Consider the following 18,754-nt stretch of genomic DNA (forward strand, 5'->3'; position numbering starts at 1 on the left):
ATATAAAAGGGCGCATTGCCGCAACCCTAATCCAGTCACGTCAATGCACCCCTTGGCTAATCATAATTTTCCATTAAGTACATGCAGTCCTTAAATACATCCCATATCCCTGCTTATTTTTTGCGTCCCAGAATCCTCATAATATAGACAAAGAGGTTAATGAAGTCCAGATAAAGCTGCAGTGCAGAGAAAATGGACGCCTTGGCTGCCATCTCCGGCATCTGGCCGTAGTATGCGTGGAACGCCTGTATCTTCTTTACATCATAAGCTGTCAGTACCAGGAACAGGAAGATTCCCACGGTTGATACAATGGTATCAAATGCACTCAAATCAATGAACATTGCAAAAATCCAGTAAAAGAACAGGAATACAAGTCCACCCAGCATGAAGGGACGGAGCTTGGTAAAATTAATATTGCCAAACCACCCAATCAAAGCCATAATTCCAAAGAACAGGGAGGTGATACCGAATACCATCCACAGAATCTCCAGGCTGAATGCAAATAAATATGCGCTGAATACAATACCGTTCAGGGCCGCGTACAGGAAGAATAAGCTTCTGGCCATACCCACGGACATCTTCTCAATCCTGGAAGAGAGATATATCACCACTCCCAGCTCAGCTGCCAGAAGGGCCAGAGGCCAGTACCGGAAGGAATATACATAGAAAATCGTTCCTGTCACCGCAAAGCCAACTGCAACAATAAAGGTAATCAAAAGTCCTGCAAACATCCATCCAAAGGTCTTTGCTGTGTAGCGTCCCAGGGAGTCTCCCTCCACCTGGACTTCATAGGATTTGTTCATCATGTTTTCATTCATAGTCATCCGCTCCTTTTATTTTAAAATATAAATGTAAATGCAAAAATCAGATTGATGATATAGCCGATGATGGCAGCTACCATGGCAATGGTACCCAGTATCACAGCAGCCTTTCCTATATTGCTCTTGCTGGAGCTTCGGGCCTTCTGTCCGAAGGTGATTCCCAGACCTCCCAGCACAATGCCGCCCAAAGGCGAAAGCAGCAGGCCCACCACAATTCCCAGTATAGAGAGAATCATGGCCGGAACAGCACACGCCCCATGGTCAGGCACCTCAATGGTGACCACATTGCTTCCCGCGCCTTCCTGTCCCTGGGGCAGGGGCTGATGGAGAAGGCGTATTAATTCCTCCAGGCTCTCCCGGAACATCTTCTTGGGCATGGCGCCCATGAATCCCTTGATGGGATTCTCCTTTTTCTTGCCAATCCAGGCTTCCAGATGAAAGTTTCCGTCTGCATACTCATACCGTATAAACCTTGCCATGGTCAGAAAGCCATCCCCTTCCTGCCAGACCTCCTGCCCTTTGTGGGTCTTTTTCTTAAAGCCGTTTTTAGTGAGGAAATCCTCCATCATGAACTGCACAAAATCATCCGGCTGGTTCAGTACCTCATCTCTTGTCCATCTAGCCATTTTCTTTCCTGGTTCCTCCTTTGCCATCCTCCTTCTACTCAGCAGAAATCAGATAGTAGTATATTGGCTGGCCTCCGTATTGAAGCTCGATTTCCTTATCAGGATACTGTTCCTGCACCTGCTCCCTGAGAGCCTCCGCCTCATGTCCGGGCACATCAGCTCCGTAGTATATGGTCACAAGTTCGCACTCTTCATCCAGCATCTCTTTCATGGCGTTAAGGGCAACCGCATCCACGGATTTCCCCACTGCCAGCATACCATGGTCTCCCAGAGCCATGATATCCCCTTCCTCAATATCGGTTCCGTCAATATTGGTGGTTCGGACTGCGTAGGTAATCTGGGCCGTCTTTACATTTTCCATCTCCTCGGTCATGGTCTGGGTATTTTCCTCCGGTCCCAAATCCGGCATAAAATTGACCAATGCTGTGATGCCCTGGGGAACCGTTCTGGAAGGTATAACAATAATATTCTTATCTTCCGTCAAATCCCTGGCCTGCTGCGCCGCCATGATGATGTTCTTATTGTTGGGCAGGATGAAAACAGTATCTGCATTCACCCGGTCAATGGCCTTTAACATATCCTCTGTGCTGGGATTCATGGTCTGGCCGCCTTCAATCAGGCAGTCGGCGCCAATGCCCTTGAAAATATCGCTCAGGCCTTCCCCGCTGGACACGGCTATAAAACCGTATTGCCTGCGCTCTTGTGCCTCGTTTTCAGACGCCCGGTTCCCGCTGTCCTGCTCCCCGGCAGCCTGTTCCCTGGCCAGGCGCTCTGAATCCTGGATAACACGCTCCTGGTGCTCCTCCCTCATGTTGTCTATCTTCATGCGGGATAAAGAGCCGTAGGCCAGAGCCTTTTCAAAGGCCAGGCCGGGATGGTTGGTGTGCACATGCACCTTCACGATTTCATCGTCCGATACCACTACCAGGGAATCGCCGATGGATTCCAGGTATGACTTTAACTCCGTCTCGTCCTTGTCCGTGTAATCCTTTTCCAGGTTTATGATAAATTCAGTGCAGTAACCAAATTTGATATCCGCTGTATCGATGTCGGTCCTTGCAGCGCCTCTGGCTGCCGCACCGGCTGACGGTGGATTCCGCCTGCCCTGGACCGTGTCCAGTGAAAAGTCCACTGTCTTGCCCAGCAGGCCGTCCACGGCTCCCTTGACCACCTGCATCAGGCCCTGGCCGCCGGAATCCACCACTCCCGCCTGCTTTAACACGGGAAGCATCTCCGGTGTCTGGCTCAGTACATAATCGCCGTACTCAATGACTTCCTTTACAAATTCCTCTATGTCATCTGTCTGTGAAGCCATCTCCAGGCCCTTATCCGCCATGCCCTTTGCCACGGTCAGGATAGTTCCCTCCTTTGGTTTCATGACAGCCTTGTATGCTGTTTCAGTACCCCTCGCCATGGCGTTTGCCAGGATGGTGGTGTCAATCTCTTCCACTGCTTTTATTTCTTTTGTAAAGCCTCTGAGAAGCTGTGATAATATAACTCCGGAATTTCCTCTTGCCCCGCGCAGGGAACCGGATGAAATGGCCTTTGCCAGCTGGTCCATGGTGGGATTCTCAAGCTCCGCCACTTCCTTTGCCGCCGCCATAATGGTAAGCGTCATATTTGTTCCCGTATCCCCGTCCGGCACGGGAAATACATTCAGTTCATTAATCCAGTCCTTCTTTGCCTCTAACCCCTTTGCTCCTGCCAGGAAGGCATTCTTAAGCATACCGGCGTCAATCGTACTTATACCCACAAGTTACTTCCTCCTAGTCAATCACTCTAACACCTTCCACATAGATGTTGATTTTCTCAACCTCCATGCCGGTGAATTCTTCTACCCTGTATTTCACGCTTTCAATCAGGTTGTCAGACACAGCCGAAATGCTGACCCCATAAGATACGATTACGTGAAAATCAATGGATATCTTATTATCATTGATATCCACATTGATCCCATGAGTCAGACTTTCTCTCTTTAATAGTTTAACCAGCCCGTCCTTCATACTGACTGCTGCCATACCAACAATACCAAAACATTCAACTGCGATGGTTCCTGCATATAAAGCAATCACGTCCGGGTTAATCTGGATTTCGCCCATTTTATTGCTGATTCGTCCCTTCATACACATGCCTCCGTTTCTTTACTAGAGACAGTATACACTATTTTCTGAAAAAAAGAAAGAAATTTTAGTTTTTTCACTTGCAAAATTTGCAAACTTCTGGTATCATACATTTGTTGTGGATTTTTCTTAAAGAAAGAATCCAAGTAACGTGTTAAGGAGGTGCAATAGTATGGCTAAGTGTGCAATCTGTGAAAAGGCAGCTCATTTCGGAATTCAAGTGAGCCATTCCCATAGAAGGTCTAACAAGATGTGGAAAGCGAACGTTAAATCTGTCAGAGTCAAGGTTAATGGTGGAACCCAGAGAATGTACGTATGTACTTCCTGCTTACGTTCAGGCCTTGTAGAAAGAGCTTAATGAAACAGGACATATCACGGAAAAAGGCATTGCCTCTGTCATACAGACGGGCGGTGTCTTTTTTTGTGCTTTTTTTTATTTTTTCAGGAAACCGGTATCACGCAGTATCAAAAAAACAGGCTATGCCTCCTCGGTACGGGGTGCATAACCTGTATTTTATATGATACCGCTGATGTAAACCTCTTCCTCTTCGATACGCCATACGTTTATATTAACAACAGAACAGATTATATCCTAATACAAGGCAGCCGATAACGAACAGGAAGGTAAAGATTGTCTCCGGAATAAAGAGCAGCACTGCCATCCCAAGTCCGAAGCAGAACAGCATAAGCCCGCATATTCTTCTCATATCTTAATTATCTCCCCCATTCTGCAACAAGCTATATTCCATCATATGCAGAAAGGCGGCCCGGGATTCCTATTTCACATCCATATGTTCTGCCTTACCTGTATCGTAGGATGCCGCCGTGTCCTTTGCAGCCTGTACCGTTTCCTCAGACACAGGTGGTTTTCCGCCCAGGAACTTATTGATGAAATCCGGAGCCATATCTATGACCTTGGTAATAGCATCCTGGTTCTTTACATTGACAAGCTTGGTCACGCCTCCCTGAATCACCAGCACGGCGCTGGGGCTCATCTTGGCGCTCATGCCTCCGCCGCCCCGGTGCTTTTGCTTGACTCCCTCCGCAAAGCTTCCGGCCGCCATACCGCAGGTCACATCAATGAGAGGGACAATGATGGTATCTCCCACCTGTACCGGTTCCCCCACCACGGTCTTGGTGTTGACAAACTGGTCCATGCCCCTGAATAATGTGTCTATCGTAGATGTAAATTGATTTTCTGCCATAGTATGTCCTCTTCTCTATTTATTCCCGCGGACCGGCTGGCGGCGGGACAAAAATCCCTGCCGCCGGACAGACGCAGCGGGTGTCATATCACTTTAAAAAACCCTTCAGCATCCTGCGGGTATGCCCGTCAAACAGGACCTGGAGCACCAGCCAGAGGATTACGGATAACCGAATCCTCCCCTTCAGGCTTCCTTCTGCATCCAGTATCTTTTCATCGAACACGGGATACAGAAAAAGCTGTTTGTGGTAAAATGGATAAATAAGGCTGGCTGCCTGCAGCACCTGCCCCGTGGTATAGGGGTCGTCAAACCCAAAGGTGACGCTGCACCTGCCCTTTCCCGGCCAGAGATGCACAAGGAGACGTTTGGTCTGCCTGTAAAGAAGCCTTAAGGACGCCTGGTTTTTCTCATCCTCCAGCCACATTTTCTTTTCCTGGGTAAATTCCCTGATTCCCTTAAGCTTATCACAGATGTTCGCAAAAGAAAACTTAAGTTTTTCCAATATACCCCTGATGGCCTGCCTGATACGGCCTGCAAGGCCTTTTATTTTTCCGGGGATGCCCGGCCCCTTTTTGTCAGGACCCGGTTCTTCTTCCCCTGTCCTGTTTTCTGTCCGGCCGGCGTCCGCCTCTCCTGCCAGCCCGTCACGGGGCTGTTCCCCGCCGGGCTGCCCGGCCCCGGACAGGCTATCCGTGCCTGTTTTCCCGTGTTCCTCCCGGACCTTCCTGTAATGCTCCTCATCCTGCTGCAGTTCCTCATACAGGGACTGTTCCTCATCACCCAATATGGTCTCCAGTCCGTCCTCCAAATCCTGGGCAGCGTCCTTGTCCCGGTTGTGCCACAGCCGGAAACCCAGAACCCTGAGACTGCACACCAGGCCGCTGCCCTCATAGACAGCCCTGAATGCCAGGATATGGAAGAACCAGGCGGCCTGTACCGACAGCAGGAGCTGTCCGTGATAACTTCCTTCTGCCTTATACCTTACAGGGATGAACAGCACTGCCAGCAGAATAGCCAGCAGCAGTCCCAGGACAGCCAGCAGGACAATGCCTATTATCCTCAATATCAAAAGCAGAATATGAATCATCTTGCCTCCCCCAGGTATGCCATATATGATGTCCAGTCAAAACCATCCGTGTGACGGTACATATCATCCACCATGGCGCGGACCACCTCACATGCCTCCCTGTAGCCCTCGGCCACGCCTAAAATCAGGAAGTCTTCCGCCTTCCGTTCTTCCTCTGTCAGCAGCATCACGGGCCGTATGTCAAGTATATGATTCCCACTCTGAGGAAGAGTAATCACATAGGTGTCCGGCATGAGCTTCCTTTCACGGATTCCCATAAGGACCCTGGCCCGGTGCTGCCCGGCTCTGTCTCCCATATATAGATGCTCCCACCAGCGCATTCAATCATCTCCCTCTGTCTGCACGCCGGAGCGTGCCTGACCCAGCTCCCGTCAAGGCTCAGGACGTGTTTGAAAACTGCTTTCCGTCAGATGGCGGGAACGAATTTTCAAACAGGCCCTAATATTCTTCCGGGTCAAAGTTATCCTGTTCCATTATCATGCGTATGAGACGCATGGAAATCTCCTTTTCCTTCCCATCGGAACAGCTTCTGAGACTTCCCTCAACATAGAGGCGCACTTCCTCCAGGGAATCGAAAAAGACCGGCAGCCTGGACAGAATCTTGGACATAACAGCCCTGATAAGGACCTTTGGTTTTCCTTCCCAGGCAGCTGACAGCTCTCCGAAAAAGTGCTCCAGCTTTCCGGCCATCAGTTCTTCATCCACCTTCGGTTCCGGTCCGCTGTCCGGGCGTTCCAGGGACATAAAGGAGCTGTCCGACATAAGCAGGCCTATCTTCCGGAGAATTTCCCGGTCCTCATCCATTCCATCCGCCGCGCCATTGACATCTGTCTCCAGGCGCATCCACTGCTCAAAGTAAGCTTCCTGCTTTCCCTCCAGCATGGACAGCTTATCTGTCAGTTCCTGGGGAATGGCCGTTGCGGCCCCGCCCTCAAAAAGGGCATGCACCGATGACAGCATCCCCTGCAGCAGCCTTTCCTCCGATACTTCCATCATTGCCCATTTTCTGGAAAGCATAAGCACATACAGGTCATTTATCAAATCCATAAACAGCATCAGTTCCCCTGTGGTATCCAGGAGAATCTGCCCTGCCCGTTCCATCTCAGCCGTCAGATGCCGGTATTCCTCTGCTGTGACAGCCTTAAAATCCGTGTTCTCAAATTCCCTGAAAATGGAGTGAAGGTCCTCATACCCTGTCTCCATATCCTCCGGCCGCACCAGCATGGCCTCAGACCGCAGAATATACAGCATATCATCCAGTCCGGAGACCGTTCCTCCTTTATAGACAGAGAGTCCCTTCTCCACCATGGCAAAAAACTTGTTCCTGGTAAGCCGTATGGGAAGCTGGCCCACCACGGACTGTATCCGCTCATTGACCACCATGCCCTGGTCTGTGTCCATGATATAGGTCATGATTTCCGCTGTCCATTCTTCCTCATCAATCCGGACATTTCTGACTCCCATGAGCTGGGGCTCAAAACGTCCCTCCAGACGGTTCAGCACATATTCATATGCCTGGAACACATCCGTATAAGCGGTATTGGCCTCCATGGCCGAGGCCGTATCAGTTCTCAGGCAATCCAGTTCATCCAGCTGCGGATCCCCCTTAAGGAAACTCTTCAGCAGTGAATGGTACCTTTTGCCCAGTCCCTCCAGCCTGCCGCTTAAAAGGTCCCCTTCCAGGATTACCTCATAGTACATATAATAATTCAGGGCCAGCCGCGTATATGCATAGTGGCAGGCCGCTGAAATCTGTTTCTTCATTCGTCTTGATTCCAAAATCCATTCCTCCAGGAACATTTTTTCACGAAATACATGGTTTTACCGGATGCCTAATGCTTACCCAGCAGACACAGGCGCGCCAGGTCCAGCGCCTTCATCATGGCCTGTTCCCGTACCTTTTCGCGGTTGCCCTTAAACTGGTACCTTCTGACACAGGTATCTCCCCTCAGACAGCAGGCCATATACACCAGACCCACAGGCTTTTCCTCCGTACCGCCGTCAGGCCCCGCTATGCCCGTGGTGGCCACGCACAGGTCCGTACCGCTGGCCCGTACTCCGCCCTCGGCCATCTCCCTGGCTGTCTCCCCGCTGACAGCGCCATGGGCCTTTAAGGTGTCCTCCCTGACTCCCAGAAGGCGCATCTTGGCCTCATTGGAATATGTCACCATACCTTCCATGAATACATCGGACACGCCCGGCACATTCACCATTCTGGCCGCTATCATGCCTCCGGTGCAGGACTCGGCAGTACACATGGTCAGATGATTTCGTTTCAGCAAATCAGCCACCGCCATCTCCAGGCTTACCTGTTCATCCGTGGTGTAGACAGCTTCCTTAAAACGGTTTTCTATCTCCCTCTCCACAGGCGCAATGAGAGCCAGCCCTTCTTCACGGCTTGACGCCCTGGCGGTAATCCTCAAATGGACCTCTGCCGTCTTGGCATAGGTGGCAATCGTGGGATTGGTCTGGGCATCAATCAGGTCCAGGAGCATATCCTCCACCTGGCTCTCCCCATAGCCGCATATCTTCACCATACTGGATACCAGCACTGCATTCTGCTTTTTCTGGAGATAAGGGAACACCTGGCCGTTGAACATGGGATACAGCTCATTGGGAGGTCCGGGCAGCAGGATGGCTGTCTTGCCGTCCTTTTCCAGAATCAGGCCGGGAGCCATGCCGTTTGCATTGTCCAGCACCCTGGCACCCCGGGGCACCGTGGCCATCTTCCAGTTATTTTCCGGAATATCCCTGTAAATATTATTACGGAAGAATTCCATCAGATGCTCCCTGGTATGGGCATCCTCCACCAAAGGCATCCCGAAGGCATCTGCGCAGACCTCCTTGGTCAAATCATCCTCCGTAGGGCCCAGTCCTCCTGTCAGAATGAGAATGTCGGAACGGGAAAGCCCCTGGCGCACCACGGACATCATCCTGTCGTAATTATCCCCCACCGTGACCTGGAAAAACAGGTCAAATCCAAGCATGGCGCATTTCTCCGCCAAAAACCGGGTATTGCTGTTCACAATATTCCCCATAAGAATCTCAGTCCCCACGGATATGAGCTCCACTGTCATGCTACATGCCTCCCTCTGTCAGGATTTTAATATTCTTTGCCACATAATCCACCAGGGATATGATGGTCAGGGCCACTGCAATGACAACCACAATATTGGTTACCAGCCTCAGGGCCGGAATATTGAAAATCAGCAGAATGACAGCCGTCATCTGGAATGTGGTCTTAAATTTGCCCCAGTAGCTGGCCGCAATGACAACGCCGTTGTCTGCTGCCACCAGACGGAATCCGCTGATGATAAACTCACGGCTGATAATAATAATGACCACCCATGCAGGGAGCTGCCCCAGCTCAATGAGGCAAATCAGCGCAGAGCAAACCAGCAGCTTGTCTGCCAGCGGGTCCATGAATTTTCCAAAATTGGTCACCAGATTGTATTTCCTGGCAATCTTGCCGTCAAACAGGTCCGTAAGGCTGGCCACAATGAACAGCACATTGGCAACAATACGCATGGTATAGTTATTGCCGTGGTCAAACAGCAGGGCCGCAACAAAAAACGGAATCAAACACACTCTTATAATCGTCAGTTTATTGGGCAGATTCATCATACACCTCTCCTATCAAATCATATTCAGCGGCTCCTGTTACCTTAACCCTCACAAAGTCGCCTGACATCAGTTCCACATCCCCGTTCACAAATATCAGACCGTCCACATTCGGCGCATCCATGTAAGTCCTTCCCACATAGGCGGGCTCGTCCACCACCTTTCCTTCTATGAGAACCGTAAGCACCCTGCCCACCATATTCTCACAGTGTTCAAACGCAATGTCCTGCTGCAGCTCCATGATTTCGTCCCTGCGCTCCTCCTTCACCTTCTCCGGCACCTGGTCCGGATAGGAACAGGCAGGCGTGTCCTCCTCGGCAGAATAAGCAAATACGCCCAGGCGCTCAAACTCCATCTCATTGACAAAATCCATCAGCTCCTCATGGTCGCTCTCAGTCTCTCCGGGAAAGCCTGAAATCAGGGTGGTCCTGATGGCAATATCCGGAATCTCCTGCCTGAGTTTTCCGATGCGCTCCGTCAGTTCCTCCTTGTTGGTCCTGCGTCCCATACGCTTAAGAATCCGGTCACTTGCATGCTGGATGGGAATATCCAGGTAATGGCACACCTTTTCCTCTGTCCGTATGGTCTCTATGAGCTCGTCCGTGATTTCCTCCGGATAGCAGTACTGAATGCGTATCCAGTAAATACCGGGAATCTTTGCCAGCTCCTTTAAAAGCCTTGGAAGACATTTCTCCCCGTATAAGTCTTTGCCGTAAAGGGTGGTTTCCTGGGCCACCAGAATCAGCTCCTTCACGCCTGCCTCCGCCAGCTGCCTGGCCTCCTCCACCAGCTGTTCCATGGGAACGCTGCGGTAGGGCCCCCTTAAATAGGGAATGATACAGTAAGTACAGCGCTTGTCACAGCCCTCCGCGATTTTAAGGAAAGCGTAATGGCCGCCGGTGGTGACCACGCGCCTGGCCTCCACCTGGGGAAGCTCGCTTAAATCGTGGAAACAGGAAAGATGGGTGCCTGACCTGCCCTCCAGCACCTGCTCCAGCACCTTTGCCACCTCCTCATAGGAGGTGGTCCCAAGGATGGCGTCCACCTCAGGTATCTCATCCAGAATCTCCTGCTTATATCTCTGGGCCAGGCATCCTGCAACCAGAAGGGCCTTTAAATTTCCTTCCTCCTTATAACGGGCCATGTCCAGGATGGTGTTGACGCTCTCCTCCTTGGCATCGCCGATAAAACAGCAGGTATTGACCAGTATCACATCCGCCTCTGTCTCGTCGTCCGTAAAAATAACGCCCCGGCCGTTTAACAGCCCCAGCATCTTCTCTGTATCCACCAGATTCTTATCGCATCCCAGGGATACGCAAAATAACTTGATATTCTCCATATGAAAATGACTCCTAATGAACATTTAAGCCATCTCTGTCCGGGCAGCACCGGGAATGACCCAGAATGCTTCCCTGTACAGGAGACGGCTTATGATTTATGCGTTCTGCTCTTCCTCTTCCGTTGTCTCTTCCTCCGGAAGGATTTTTACCTTCTGGTGATACAGTTCATCGATGGCAATGGACAGCGGCTTTTTTCCTGCTGCTCCGGCAACCATGGGGTCCTCCCCTGCTATGAGCTGTCTGGCGCGCCTGGACGCCGCGATAACAATGGAATAACGGCTCTGTACCACCGGCTGCTCTCCGGGCTCAATATCGCTGTTTACTACGTTGATTAAATCGGTGTATGATGGATGTAACATATTACATTCCCCTTTCAAATTGTTATATGATTGTTAGAATTATTTTACTGTCTGTCATCCAGGTGATAAAGCTCCTCCCGCATCCTGCTCAGGAAATCCAGATGATAGCAGGTCTTACTGTGCTGCAGCGTAATGAGCTGATGCATCTGCTCCACACATGCGTCAATCTCGTCGTTAATCAGCAGGTAATCATAGGCCTCCATGCCCGACGCCTCCTCAGCCGCACGGCGGAGCCTGGCGTTGATAACCTCGATGGTCTCTGTGCCCCTGCCCACCAGACGGCGGCGCAGCTCCTGGGCGCTGGGCGGTGTGACGAAAATCAGCAGCGCATCAGGAAAGCGCTTCTTCACCTTATGGGCGCCCTGAATCTCAATCTCCAGAATCACGTCCTTTCCCTCTGCCATCTTCTTCTCCACATAGTCCCTGGGCGTACCGTAGTAATGGTTCACGTACTGCGCGTACTCCACCAGACGCCCTTCCTCTATCATCTGCTGAAAATATTCCCTGCTGACGAAGAAATAATCCTCCCCGTCCTTTTCACCTTCCCTGGGCTGCCTTGTGGTGGCGGATACGGACAATGCATAATTGTCATACCGCTTTAGCAGCTCCTTCATGAGTGTTCCCTTTCCTGCTCCGGAGAATCCGGATACTACCACTAAAATTCCCTGCTGGTTCATGGTATGCTCTCCCTGACTTTTCAATGTACTTATTCGATATTCTGTATCTGCTCCCTAACCTTCTCAATCTCGGTCTTCAGGGCAATGGCCTTGTCCGAGATGGACAGGTCCGTGGACTTGGACAGAATGGTATTAGCCTCCCGGTTCATCTCCTGGGCAATGAAGTCCAGCTTGCGTCCAACGCTCTCCCCGCTTAAAAGCTCATTCCTGGTATTGTGTATATGGCTTCTGAGGCGCACTGTCTCCTCATCAACGCATATCTTATCCGCATAGATGGTAACCTCGGCCGCGATACGGCTCTCCTCCATGGCTGTGCTGCTTAAAAGCTCCTTTACCTTGTCCTCCAGCCGGTTCCTGTACTCTGCCAAAATCTGCGGGGAACGCTCTTCGATGAAATCCACCAGCGTCTCCATATAGTCCAGCTTGCCCAGCAGGTCCTTCTTAAGATGTTCTCCCTCAATCTCCCTGGACTCCACAAACTTGACAGCGGCCTCCTCCAGGGCTCCGGAAAGGATTTCCCACAAATGCTCCTCATCGTCCGGCACCTGTTCCATGGTAAGCACCTCCGGAAACTTGGCCAGGGCCGACACCTTCACATCGTTCTGGATTCCAAACTCATCCGACATCCTGTTAAAGTACTCCATATATTCAGCAGCCAGCGCCCGGTTGTACTTAAGACACATGTTGCCTTCTGTGTAATCCTCATAGTTGATGAATAAATCCACTTTTCCCCTCTGGATATATTTCTTAAGGAATGTCCGGATGGAAGCCTCAAAATAATTGAACTTCTTGGGCATCTTAATACTCAAATCCAGATATCTGTGATTTACGGCTTTCATCTCGACAGAAATCTTGTACTCGTCCGTCACATTTTCGCATCTGCCGAAACCAGTCATGCTTTTTAACATAACGAATGCCTCTCTTTCGCTTTTATCCATAGTTAGTTAGTATTATAATTCATCTGGTGAATCAAGTCAACAAATTGTTCAACAAAGCAATTTTCCCACAGGATGTATGAACCGTTACTTTTCTCAAAGAAGCACCACGGCCTTTTCTATTCCTTCAATTTATGGTATTCTTATATTCAGCGGCCCCGGCGCCCGGACATGCCATGGACTGGGAAATCCTTTCTTTCAGCCCCATCCCCATTTATACGGCGTTTCCAGCGTTAATACAGGCCCGACAGGAGTGTATATATCATATGGCATTTGACGGCATCACCATAGCAAATCTGGTTCATGAGTTCAAGGAAGCCCTTGAAGGCGGACGCATTTCTAAAATCGCCCAGCCCGAAAAGGACGAGCTTCTCATAGCCATTAAGAATAACAAGGAAAATTACCGCCTGCAGATATCGGCCAGCGCAAGCCTGCCCCTTATCTACCTGACGGACAAGAACAAGCCCAGTCCCATGACAGCGCCTAATTTCTGCATGCTGCTGCGCAAGCACATTGGCAGCGCCAGAATCGTGGACATCAGCCAGCCCGGCCTGGAGCGCATCATACAGTTCGAGCTGGAGCATCTGGATGAGATGGGCGATTTGTGCCGCAAAAAGCTGATTGTGGAAATCATGGGCAAGCACAGCAACATTATTTTCTGCAGGGAGGACGGCACCATCATCGACAGCATCAAACATGTATCCGCCCAGGTCAGCTCTGTCCGCGAGGTACTGCCTGGACGCTCCTATTTCATCCCGCAGACCGTTGCCAAGGAAAATCCGCTTACAGTCACCGGGGAAACCTTCCGCCGGACAATCGGCGCTTCCTCCATGGCTGTCCAGAAAGCCCTGTACAACCATCTCACAGGCATCAGTCCCATTATGGCCGAGGAGATATGCCACCTGGCAAGCATTGATTCGGACTACGGCGCTTCAGAGCTGTCCGAAGCAGAACTCCTCCATCTCTTCAACACCTTCTCACTGCTGATGGAGGATGTAAGAGAGGGCCGTTTTGCACCGGCCATTGTCTACGGAGAAGAGGGGCCGGCAGAATACGCTGCCTTTCCCCTGACCTGTTACCAGGGCGGCGCTTACCGCAGCCAGTCCTTCCGTTCCATGAGCCGTCTGCTGGAGGAATACTATGCCTCCCGGGACACCATCACCAGAATCCGCCAGAAATCCTCAGACCTGCGCCGGATTGTCCAGACAGCCCTGGAGCGCAACTACAAAAAATACGATTTGCAGCTGAAGCAGCTTAAGGACACGGAAAAACGCGAAAAATACCGTATATACGGCGAGCTCCTGAACACCTACGGCTACGAACTCACGGGCGGCGAAAAGTCCTTTACCTGCTTAAACTACTATACCAACGAGGAAATCACCATTCCCCTGGACACACAGCTGTCAGCCAAGGACAACGCCAAAAAGCACTTTGACAAATACAACAAACTAAAGCGCACCTACGAAGCCCTGACAGACCTGACAAAAGAAACCAAGGCTGAAATCGACCATCTGGAATCCATCAGCTCCGCCCTGGACATCGCCCTGGCAGAAAACGACCTGGTGCAGATTAAGGAAGAATTAATGGAATACGGCTACGTAAAAAAACGCCGTTCAAGCGACAAGAAGCCGAAAATCACCAGCAAGCCCTTCCACTACATTTCCTCCGACGGTTTCCACATCTATGTGGGAAAGAACAACTACCAGAACGAGGAGCTCACCTTCAAGCTGGCCACAGGCAATGACTGGTGGTTCCACGCCAAAGGCATCCCAGGCTCCCATGTCATCGTAAAGACAGAAGGCCGCACCGACCTGCCCGACCGTCTCTTCGAGGAAGCCGGCTCCCTGGCCGCCTACTATTCCAAAGGCCGGGACAATGACAAAGTAGAAATCGACTACATCCAGAAAAAGAACATCAAAAAAGTAGCCGGAGCAGCACCCGGATTCGTGATTTACCATACCAACTATTCTTTGGTGGCGGCACCGGAGTGTAAGTTGAATGAGGTGGGGTGATTTGGGAGTTATATTGTAGGGGGTGGATGCGGTACGTCCGCGGAGAGGGGGAGCCGGGATTGGGGACTGGTTCCGGAGGAGGTAATACTAAGGCCCTGACAGCACAAAATGAGGGGCACCGATGGCATTCACCCAGAATTTCTGAAGAAATTCTGGGTTCAGGCCCTCTCGAAAGCTTGCTTTGAGGCAAGCTTTCGTCCCCTCATTTTGTACCGCCAGGACCTAAGTATTACTACTCCTCCTGCACAAGCCCCCAATCCCGGCTCCCCCTCTCCGCAGACTGTGTATCCCTGCCGCCAGTTATATAAATCCAAATCAGCTGGAAATAAGTACCGCCCATAAACAAATTTTTTCAGTCCTTTACCCCACTGACAGCTTTCACTGTCTTTTATTTTTTCATTTTTTCTCATGTTATGGCCGGAGAAGACAGTCCGGAGGGAGGGGCAGGGCAGGGAGGGTTAAGGCTGCGGGGGGTTGTGGAGGAGGAGAAGTAATACTTAGGTCCTGGCAGCGCTGAATGAGGGGACGAAAGCTTGCCTCAAAGCAAGCTTTCGAGAGGGCCTGAGCTGAGAATTTCTTCAGAAATTCTCAGTGAATGCCATCGGTGCCCCTCATTCAGTGCTGTCAGGGCCTTAGTATTACCTGCTCCGGAACCAGCCCCCGCAGCCTTAACCCTCCCCGCCCTGCCCCTCCCTCTGGACGTACCTCTCCCACCCACTCCATAGAAAAAAGCAAAAAAACAACTGCCTGCCACAATTTCTTATGACAGCCAGTTGATTTTCCATTACATTAACACCTAATCCAACCAGTGAATTAGTTGTACTTGCGCTTACGAGCAGCTTCAGACTTTTTCTTACGTCTTACGCTTGGCTTCTCGTAATGCTCTCTCTTACGAATTTCCTGCTGAATGCCAGCCTTTGCACAGTTTCTTTTGAATCTGCGTAAAGCACTGTCTAAGCTCTCGTTATCTTTAACAATTACGTTTGACATCGCTCACACCTAACCTCCCTCCAGTTGTGTAATTGTGCATAATACAACTGTTTGGGTATTTTTAGCACTGCTATGATTATAGCATAAAAATACCGTACGTCAAGAATTATTTTATAATTCTTACATTTATTTTTAAATTTTATCTGCACACATATTATTTTGTCTGTTCTTCCACTGTCTCAACCGCCTTCTTAAGGGCGTCGTCAATACCTGCCGGATTCTTGCCGCCGGCCTGGGCCATGTTGGGGCGGCCGCCTCCGCCTCCGCCCACAAGACCTGCTATGGCCTTAATCAGGTTGCCTGCGTGGGCTCCCTTTTTCTGGGCTGAGTCTGTGGCTGTTGCCATCAGGTTTACCTTGCCGTCCTGCTCGCAGGCCAGCACAATCACGCCTTCTCCCAGCTTGTCCTTTAACTGGTCGCCTAAGTTCCTCATGCCGTTCATGTCCACTCCGGCCACCCTGGCAGCCAGAACCTTCAGTCCGTTTACTTCCCTGACCTGGCTCATGACATCTCCTAAGGAATCATTGGCCAGCTTGCTCTTAAGCTTCTCATTTTCAGAATGAAGGGCCTTAATCTCTTCCAGAAGGGACTGTATCTTGGAAGTCAGAGCGGACGGTGTTGTCTTGGCTGTCCTGGCTGCCTCATGCAGCTCCTCCTCCACCTCCTGGTAATGCTTCATAAGCCCCTCGGATGTAAGCGCTTCAATACGCCTTACGCCGGCGGCAATACCTGCCTCGGATATAATCTTAAAATATGCAATGGTGCCTGTATTGGGAACATGGGTACCGCCGCAGAGCTCTGTGGAGAAATCCCCCATGCGGACCACGCGGACCTTTTCTCCGTATTTTTCACCGAACAGGGCCATGGCTCCTGTCTTCTTGGCCTCATCCAGGGTCATGACCTGGGTGACCACAGGAAGACCTGCCTGGATTTCCTGGTTCACAATTTCCTCAACCTTCCTGATTTCATCCGGTGTCATTGCTGAAAAATGGGTGAAGTCAAAACGCAGTCTGCCTGCATCCACGTAGGAACCAGCCTGCTCCACATGGTCCCCCAAAACCTTGCGCAGGGCCTTCTGAAGCAGATGGGTGGCGCTGTGGTTCTTGCATGTAAGAGCGCGGTTGTGGGCGCACACGGACAGGGTCACTGTCTCGCCCACCTGGAACATGCCCTTTGTCATGATACCCACATGGCCTACCTTGCCGCCCTGAAGGTGGATGGTATCTTCTACCTTAAAGGTGCCGTTTTCATTGGAAATAACACCAGTATCTCCCTGCTGGCCGCCCATGGTTCCGTAGAACGGGGTCTGCTCCACGATAATGGTGCCCTTCTGGCCGTCTGTAAGGGCCTGCACAAGCTCGTCCTCCGTGGTCAGCACCGTCACCCTGGAGTCGGCCGTCAGTTTGTCATAGCCGATGAATTCAGTGGTAACAGCAGGGTCGATGGACTGGTATACCGTCACGTCGGCCCCCATGTAATTGGTGGTTTTGCGGGCATTTCTGGCCTTTTCCTTCTGCTCCTTCATGGCAGCGGCAAAGCCGTCCTCGTCCACGGAACAGCCTCTCTCCTCCAGGATTTCCCTGGTAAGGTCCAGAGGGAATCCGTAGGTATCATACAGCTTAAATGCATTGGCTCCTGAGAGACACTTGTCCCCGGTCTTGTGCATCTCTTCCTCCATCTCGCCCAGGATGCTCAGCCCCTGGTCAATGGTCTTATTGAACTTTTCCTCTTCCTCAGCCAGTACCTTAAAAATCATGGCAGACTTCTCTTCCAGCTCAGGATAACCGTCCTTGGACAGCCCGATGACTGTCTCGGAAAGGCCTGCAAGGAACCTGCCCTCAATCCCCAGCTTCCTTCCATGTCGGGCAGCCCGGCGCAGAAGGCGGCGGAGCACATAGCCCCTTCCCTCGTTGGAGGGCATGATTCCGTCTGAAATCATGAAGGTACAGGACTTAACATGGTCCGTAACAATACGCAGGGACACGTCTGTCTCATGGTCCTTCTGATACTCTGTATGCGCAAGCTGGCACACCCTGTCCAAAAGCGCCTTATTGGTGTCAACCGTAAACAGGGAGTCCACGCCCTGGACCACCACGGCCAGACGCTCCAGTCCCATTCCCGTATCAATGTTCTTGTGCTCCAGCTCGGTATAATGGCCATGTCCGTCATTGTCAAACTGGGTAAATACGTTATTCCATACCTCTATATAGCGGTCGCAGTCACAGCCCACCGTGCATCCCGGCTTACCGCAGCCAAAGGCCTCGCCTCTGTCGTAATACACCTCGGAACAGGGACCGCAGGGGCCGGAGCCGTGCTCCCAGAAGTTGTCCTCCTTGCCGAACTTGAAGATGCGCTCAGCCGGAATGCCGATTTCCTTATTCCAGATATCAAAGGCTTCATCGTCATCCAGGTATACGCTGGGATACAGCCTGTCCGGGTCCAGTCCCACCACCTCGGTCAGGAATTCCCAGGTCCAGTGAATGGCTTCGGTCTTAAAATAATCCCCAAATGAGAAATTGCCCAGCATCTCAAAAAAGGTGCCGTGACGGGCTGTCTTTCCTATATTTTCAATGTCGCCGGTGCGGATACACTTCTGGCAGGTGGTCACACGGTTCCTGGGCGGAATCTCCTGTCCTGTGAAATACGGCTTCAATGGAGCCATTCCGGAATTGATTAAAAGCAGGCTGTTATCATTATGCGGCACCAGTGAAAAGCTCTTCATTGCCAGATGGCCCTTGCTCTCGAAAAATTCAAGGAACATCCGGCGCAGCTCGTTCACGCCGCGGTACTGTGGTTCTTTCACTTTATTTTCCTCCATATCATTGCTCTAATTACATAACCGTCATTTTACCATAACGCTATGTAATTATCAAGACTGTCTTAACAAAAATGAGAGGGAAAACCAATGATTTTCCATTGGTTTTCCCTCTTGACTGCAAGAAACAGACCTCATCATCCGGA

Annotated in this window: 20 protein-coding genes; 2 read left to right on the forward strand and 18 right to left on the reverse strand. The window is 51.0% G+C overall.

The annotated features are described in order from the left end of the window. Positions 1 to 113: 113 nt before the first annotated feature. The 4 genes from FGS84_RS08005 to FGS84_RS08020 are packed head-to-tail and all read right to left on the reverse strand — an operon-like array spanning position 114 to position 3,570. Entirely contained in the window at positions 114 to 818 is a 705-nt protein-coding gene (locus tag FGS84_RS08005) for a Bax inhibitor-1/YccA family protein (RefSeq protein ID WP_138307366.1), read from the reverse strand. Between the two features lie 20 nt (positions 819 to 838). Next, on the reverse strand, positions 839 to 1,447 hold the full coding sequence (locus tag FGS84_RS08010) for a DUF4190 domain-containing protein (RefSeq protein WP_138307368.1): 609 nt from the start codon (positions 1,445 to 1,447) through the stop codon (positions 839 to 841). A 34-nt stretch (positions 1,448 to 1,481) separates the two neighbouring features. After that, positions 1,482 to 3,200 (reverse strand): DAK2 domain-containing protein, encoded by a 1,719-nt coding sequence (locus FGS84_RS08015; RefSeq protein ID WP_138307370.1) that lies wholly within the window; start codon positions 3,198 to 3,200, stop codon positions 1,482 to 1,484. A 13-nt stretch (positions 3,201 to 3,213) separates the two neighbouring features. Next, complete coding sequence (locus tag FGS84_RS08020) at positions 3,214 to 3,570, reverse strand: Asp23/Gls24 family envelope stress response protein (RefSeq protein WP_002567525.1); 357 nt, start codon at positions 3,568 to 3,570, stop codon at positions 3,214 to 3,216. Positions 3,571 to 3,739: 169 nt separating this feature from the next. On the opposite strand from FGS84_RS08020, the gene rpmB reads away from it, so the two are divergent. Beyond that, positions 3,740 to 3,925, forward strand: coding sequence for a 50S ribosomal protein L28 (gene rpmB / locus FGS84_RS08025; protein WP_002567524.1), 186 nt, complete (start codon positions 3,740 to 3,742; stop codon positions 3,923 to 3,925). Between the two features lie 211 nt (positions 3,926 to 4,136). Here the strand turns inward: rpmB and FGS84_RS30745 are convergent, their stop codons facing one another. The 11 genes from FGS84_RS30745 to FGS84_RS08075 all read right to left on the reverse strand — a co-directional run bounded on the left by FGS84_RS30745 (position 4,137) and on the right by FGS84_RS08075 (position 12,764). Next, positions 4,137 to 4,274, reverse strand: coding sequence for a hypothetical protein (locus tag FGS84_RS30745; protein WP_002567523.1), 138 nt, complete (start codon positions 4,272 to 4,274; stop codon positions 4,137 to 4,139). 69 nt (positions 4,275 to 4,343) lie between these two features. After that, entirely contained in the window at positions 4,344 to 4,772 is a 429-nt protein-coding gene (locus tag FGS84_RS08030; protein ID WP_138307371.1) for a GerW family sporulation protein, read from the reverse strand. Positions 4,773 to 4,860: 88 nt separating this feature from the next. After that, positions 4,861 to 5,859 (reverse strand): DUF2953 domain-containing protein, encoded by a 999-nt coding sequence (locus FGS84_RS08035; RefSeq protein WP_138307373.1) that lies wholly within the window; start codon positions 5,857 to 5,859, stop codon positions 4,861 to 4,863. Beyond that, the gene (locus FGS84_RS08040) at positions 5,856 to 6,155 is read right to left on the reverse strand and encodes a hypothetical protein (protein WP_138307375.1); all 300 of its coding nucleotides are present in this window, start codon (positions 6,153 to 6,155) and stop codon (positions 5,856 to 5,858) included. Before FGS84_RS08040 ends, FGS84_RS08035 begins: the two co-directional genes overlap by 4 nt. Positions 6,156 to 6,297: 142 nt before the next feature. Then, positions 6,298 to 7,623, reverse strand: a complete 1,326-nt coding sequence (locus FGS84_RS08045) for a hypothetical protein (protein ID WP_243129909.1) — start codon at positions 7,621 to 7,623, stop codon at positions 6,298 to 6,300. 68 nt (positions 7,624 to 7,691) lie between these two features. Then, the gene (locus tag FGS84_RS08050) at positions 7,692 to 8,936 is read right to left on the reverse strand and encodes a competence/damage-inducible protein A (RefSeq protein WP_138307379.1); all 1,245 of its coding nucleotides are present in this window, start codon (positions 8,934 to 8,936) and stop codon (positions 7,692 to 7,694) included. Position 8,937: 1 nt separating this feature from the next. Further along, entirely contained in the window at positions 8,938 to 9,480 is a 543-nt protein-coding gene (gene pgsA, locus FGS84_RS08055; protein WP_138307526.1) for a CDP-diacylglycerol--glycerol-3-phosphate 3-phosphatidyltransferase, read from the reverse strand. Next, positions 9,464 to 10,810 (reverse strand): 30S ribosomal protein S12 methylthiotransferase RimO, encoded by a 1,347-nt coding sequence (gene rimO / locus FGS84_RS08060; protein ID WP_347563809.1) that lies wholly within the window; start codon positions 10,808 to 10,810, stop codon positions 9,464 to 9,466. Before rimO ends, pgsA begins: the two co-directional genes overlap by 17 nt. Positions 10,811 to 10,915: 105 nt before the next feature. Next, positions 10,916 to 11,179 (reverse strand): DNA-directed RNA polymerase subunit omega, encoded by a 264-nt coding sequence (rpoZ, locus tag FGS84_RS08065; RefSeq protein WP_002567515.1) that lies wholly within the window; start codon positions 11,177 to 11,179, stop codon positions 10,916 to 10,918. A gap of 44 nt (positions 11,180 to 11,223) precedes the next feature. Beyond that, positions 11,224 to 11,856, reverse strand: coding sequence for a guanylate kinase (gene gmk, locus FGS84_RS08070; RefSeq protein ID WP_138307384.1), 633 nt, complete (start codon positions 11,854 to 11,856; stop codon positions 11,224 to 11,226). Positions 11,857 to 11,885: 29 nt separating this feature from the next. Continuing rightward, positions 11,886 to 12,764 (reverse strand): YicC/YloC family endoribonuclease, encoded by an 879-nt coding sequence (locus tag FGS84_RS08075; protein ID WP_138307386.1) that lies wholly within the window; start codon positions 12,762 to 12,764, stop codon positions 11,886 to 11,888. Positions 12,765 to 13,057: 293 nt separating this feature from the next. On the opposite strand from FGS84_RS08075, the gene FGS84_RS08080 reads away from it, so the two are divergent. Then, the gene (locus tag FGS84_RS08080; protein WP_138307388.1) at positions 13,058 to 14,803 is read left to right on the forward strand and encodes an NFACT RNA binding domain-containing protein; all 1,746 of its coding nucleotides are present in this window, start codon (positions 13,058 to 13,060) and stop codon (positions 14,801 to 14,803) included. 158 nt (positions 14,804 to 14,961) lie between these two features. Here the strand turns inward: FGS84_RS08080 and FGS84_RS31175 are convergent, their stop codons facing one another. The 3 genes from FGS84_RS31175 to alaS form a co-directional block, all read right to left on the reverse strand. Further along, a complete protein-coding gene (locus FGS84_RS31175; protein WP_178332074.1) occupies positions 14,962 to 15,213 on the reverse strand; it encodes a hypothetical protein in 252 nt (83 codons plus the stop codon). A gap of 403 nt (positions 15,214 to 15,616) precedes the next feature. Then, positions 15,617 to 15,793 carry a 30S ribosomal protein S21 gene (gene rpsU / locus FGS84_RS08085; protein WP_003504099.1) on the reverse strand — a complete coding sequence of 59 codons (177 nt, stop codon included), beginning with the start codon at positions 15,791 to 15,793 and terminating at the stop codon, positions 15,617 to 15,619. Positions 15,794 to 15,947: 154 nt separating this feature from the next. Further along, positions 15,948 to 18,596 (reverse strand): alanine--tRNA ligase, encoded by a 2,649-nt coding sequence (alaS, locus tag FGS84_RS08090; protein ID WP_171042565.1) that lies wholly within the window; start codon positions 18,594 to 18,596, stop codon positions 15,948 to 15,950. Between the last annotated feature and the right edge of the window lie 158 nt (positions 18,597 to 18,754).

The organism is Clostridium sp. 1001271st1 H5 (assembly GCF_005845215.1).
Taxonomy (GTDB): Bacteria; Bacillota; Clostridia; order Lachnospirales; family Lachnospiraceae; genus Enterocloster.

Coding starts and splice junctions, on each gene's coding strand:
- FGS84_RS08050 (WP_138307379.1), bottom strand. CDS start 8,936: ATGACAGTGGAGCTCATATCCGTGGGGACTGAGATTCTTATGGGGAAT.
- gmk (WP_138307384.1), bottom strand. CDS start 11,856: ATGAACCAGCAGGGAATTTTAGTGGTAGTATCCGGATTCTCCGGAGCA.
- rpsU (WP_003504099.1), bottom strand. CDS start 15,793: ATGTCAAACGTAATTGTTAAAGATAACGAGAGCTTAGACAGTGCTTTA.
- FGS84_RS08080 (WP_138307388.1), top strand. CDS start 13,058: ATGGCATTTGACGGCATCACCATAGCAAATCTGGTTCATGAGTTCAAG.
- rpoZ (WP_002567515.1), bottom strand. CDS start 11,179: ATGTTACATCCATCATACACCGATTTAATCAACGTAGTAAACAGCGAT.
- FGS84_RS08010 (WP_138307368.1), bottom strand. CDS start 1,447: ATGGCTAGATGGACAAGAGATGAGGTACTGAACCAGCCGGATGATTTT.
- pgsA (WP_138307526.1), bottom strand. CDS start 9,480: ATGAATCTGCCCAATAAACTGACGATTATAAGAGTGTGTTTGATTCCG.
- FGS84_RS08005 (WP_138307366.1), bottom strand. CDS start 818: ATGAATGAAAACATGATGAACAAATCCTATGAAGTCCAGGTGGAGGGA.
- FGS84_RS08030 (WP_138307371.1), bottom strand. CDS start 4,772: ATGGCAGAAAATCAATTTACATCTACGATAGACACATTATTCAGGGGC.
- FGS84_RS08020 (WP_002567525.1), bottom strand. CDS start 3,570: ATGAAGGGACGAATCAGCAATAAAATGGGCGAAATCCAGATTAACCCG.
- FGS84_RS08075 (WP_138307386.1), bottom strand. CDS start 12,764: ATGTTAAAAAGCATGACTGGTTTCGGCAGATGCGAAAATGTGACGGAC.
- FGS84_RS08040 (WP_138307375.1), bottom strand. CDS start 6,155: ATGGGAGACAGAGCCGGGCAGCACCGGGCCAGGGTCCTTATGGGAATC.
- rpmB (WP_002567524.1), top strand. CDS start 3,740: ATGGCTAAGTGTGCAATCTGTGAAAAGGCAGCTCATTTCGGAATTCAA.
- FGS84_RS08045 (WP_243129909.1), bottom strand. CDS start 7,623: ATGAAGAAACAGATTTCAGCGGCCTGCCACTATGCATATACGCGGCTG.
- FGS84_RS31175 (WP_178332074.1), bottom strand. CDS start 15,213: ATGAGAAAAAATGAAAAAATAAAAGACAGTGAAAGCTGTCAGTGGGGT.
- FGS84_RS30745 (WP_002567523.1), bottom strand. CDS start 4,274: ATGAGAAGAATATGCGGGCTTATGCTGTTCTGCTTCGGACTTGGGATG.
- FGS84_RS08035 (WP_138307373.1), bottom strand. CDS start 5,859: ATGATTCATATTCTGCTTTTGATATTGAGGATAATAGGCATTGTCCTG.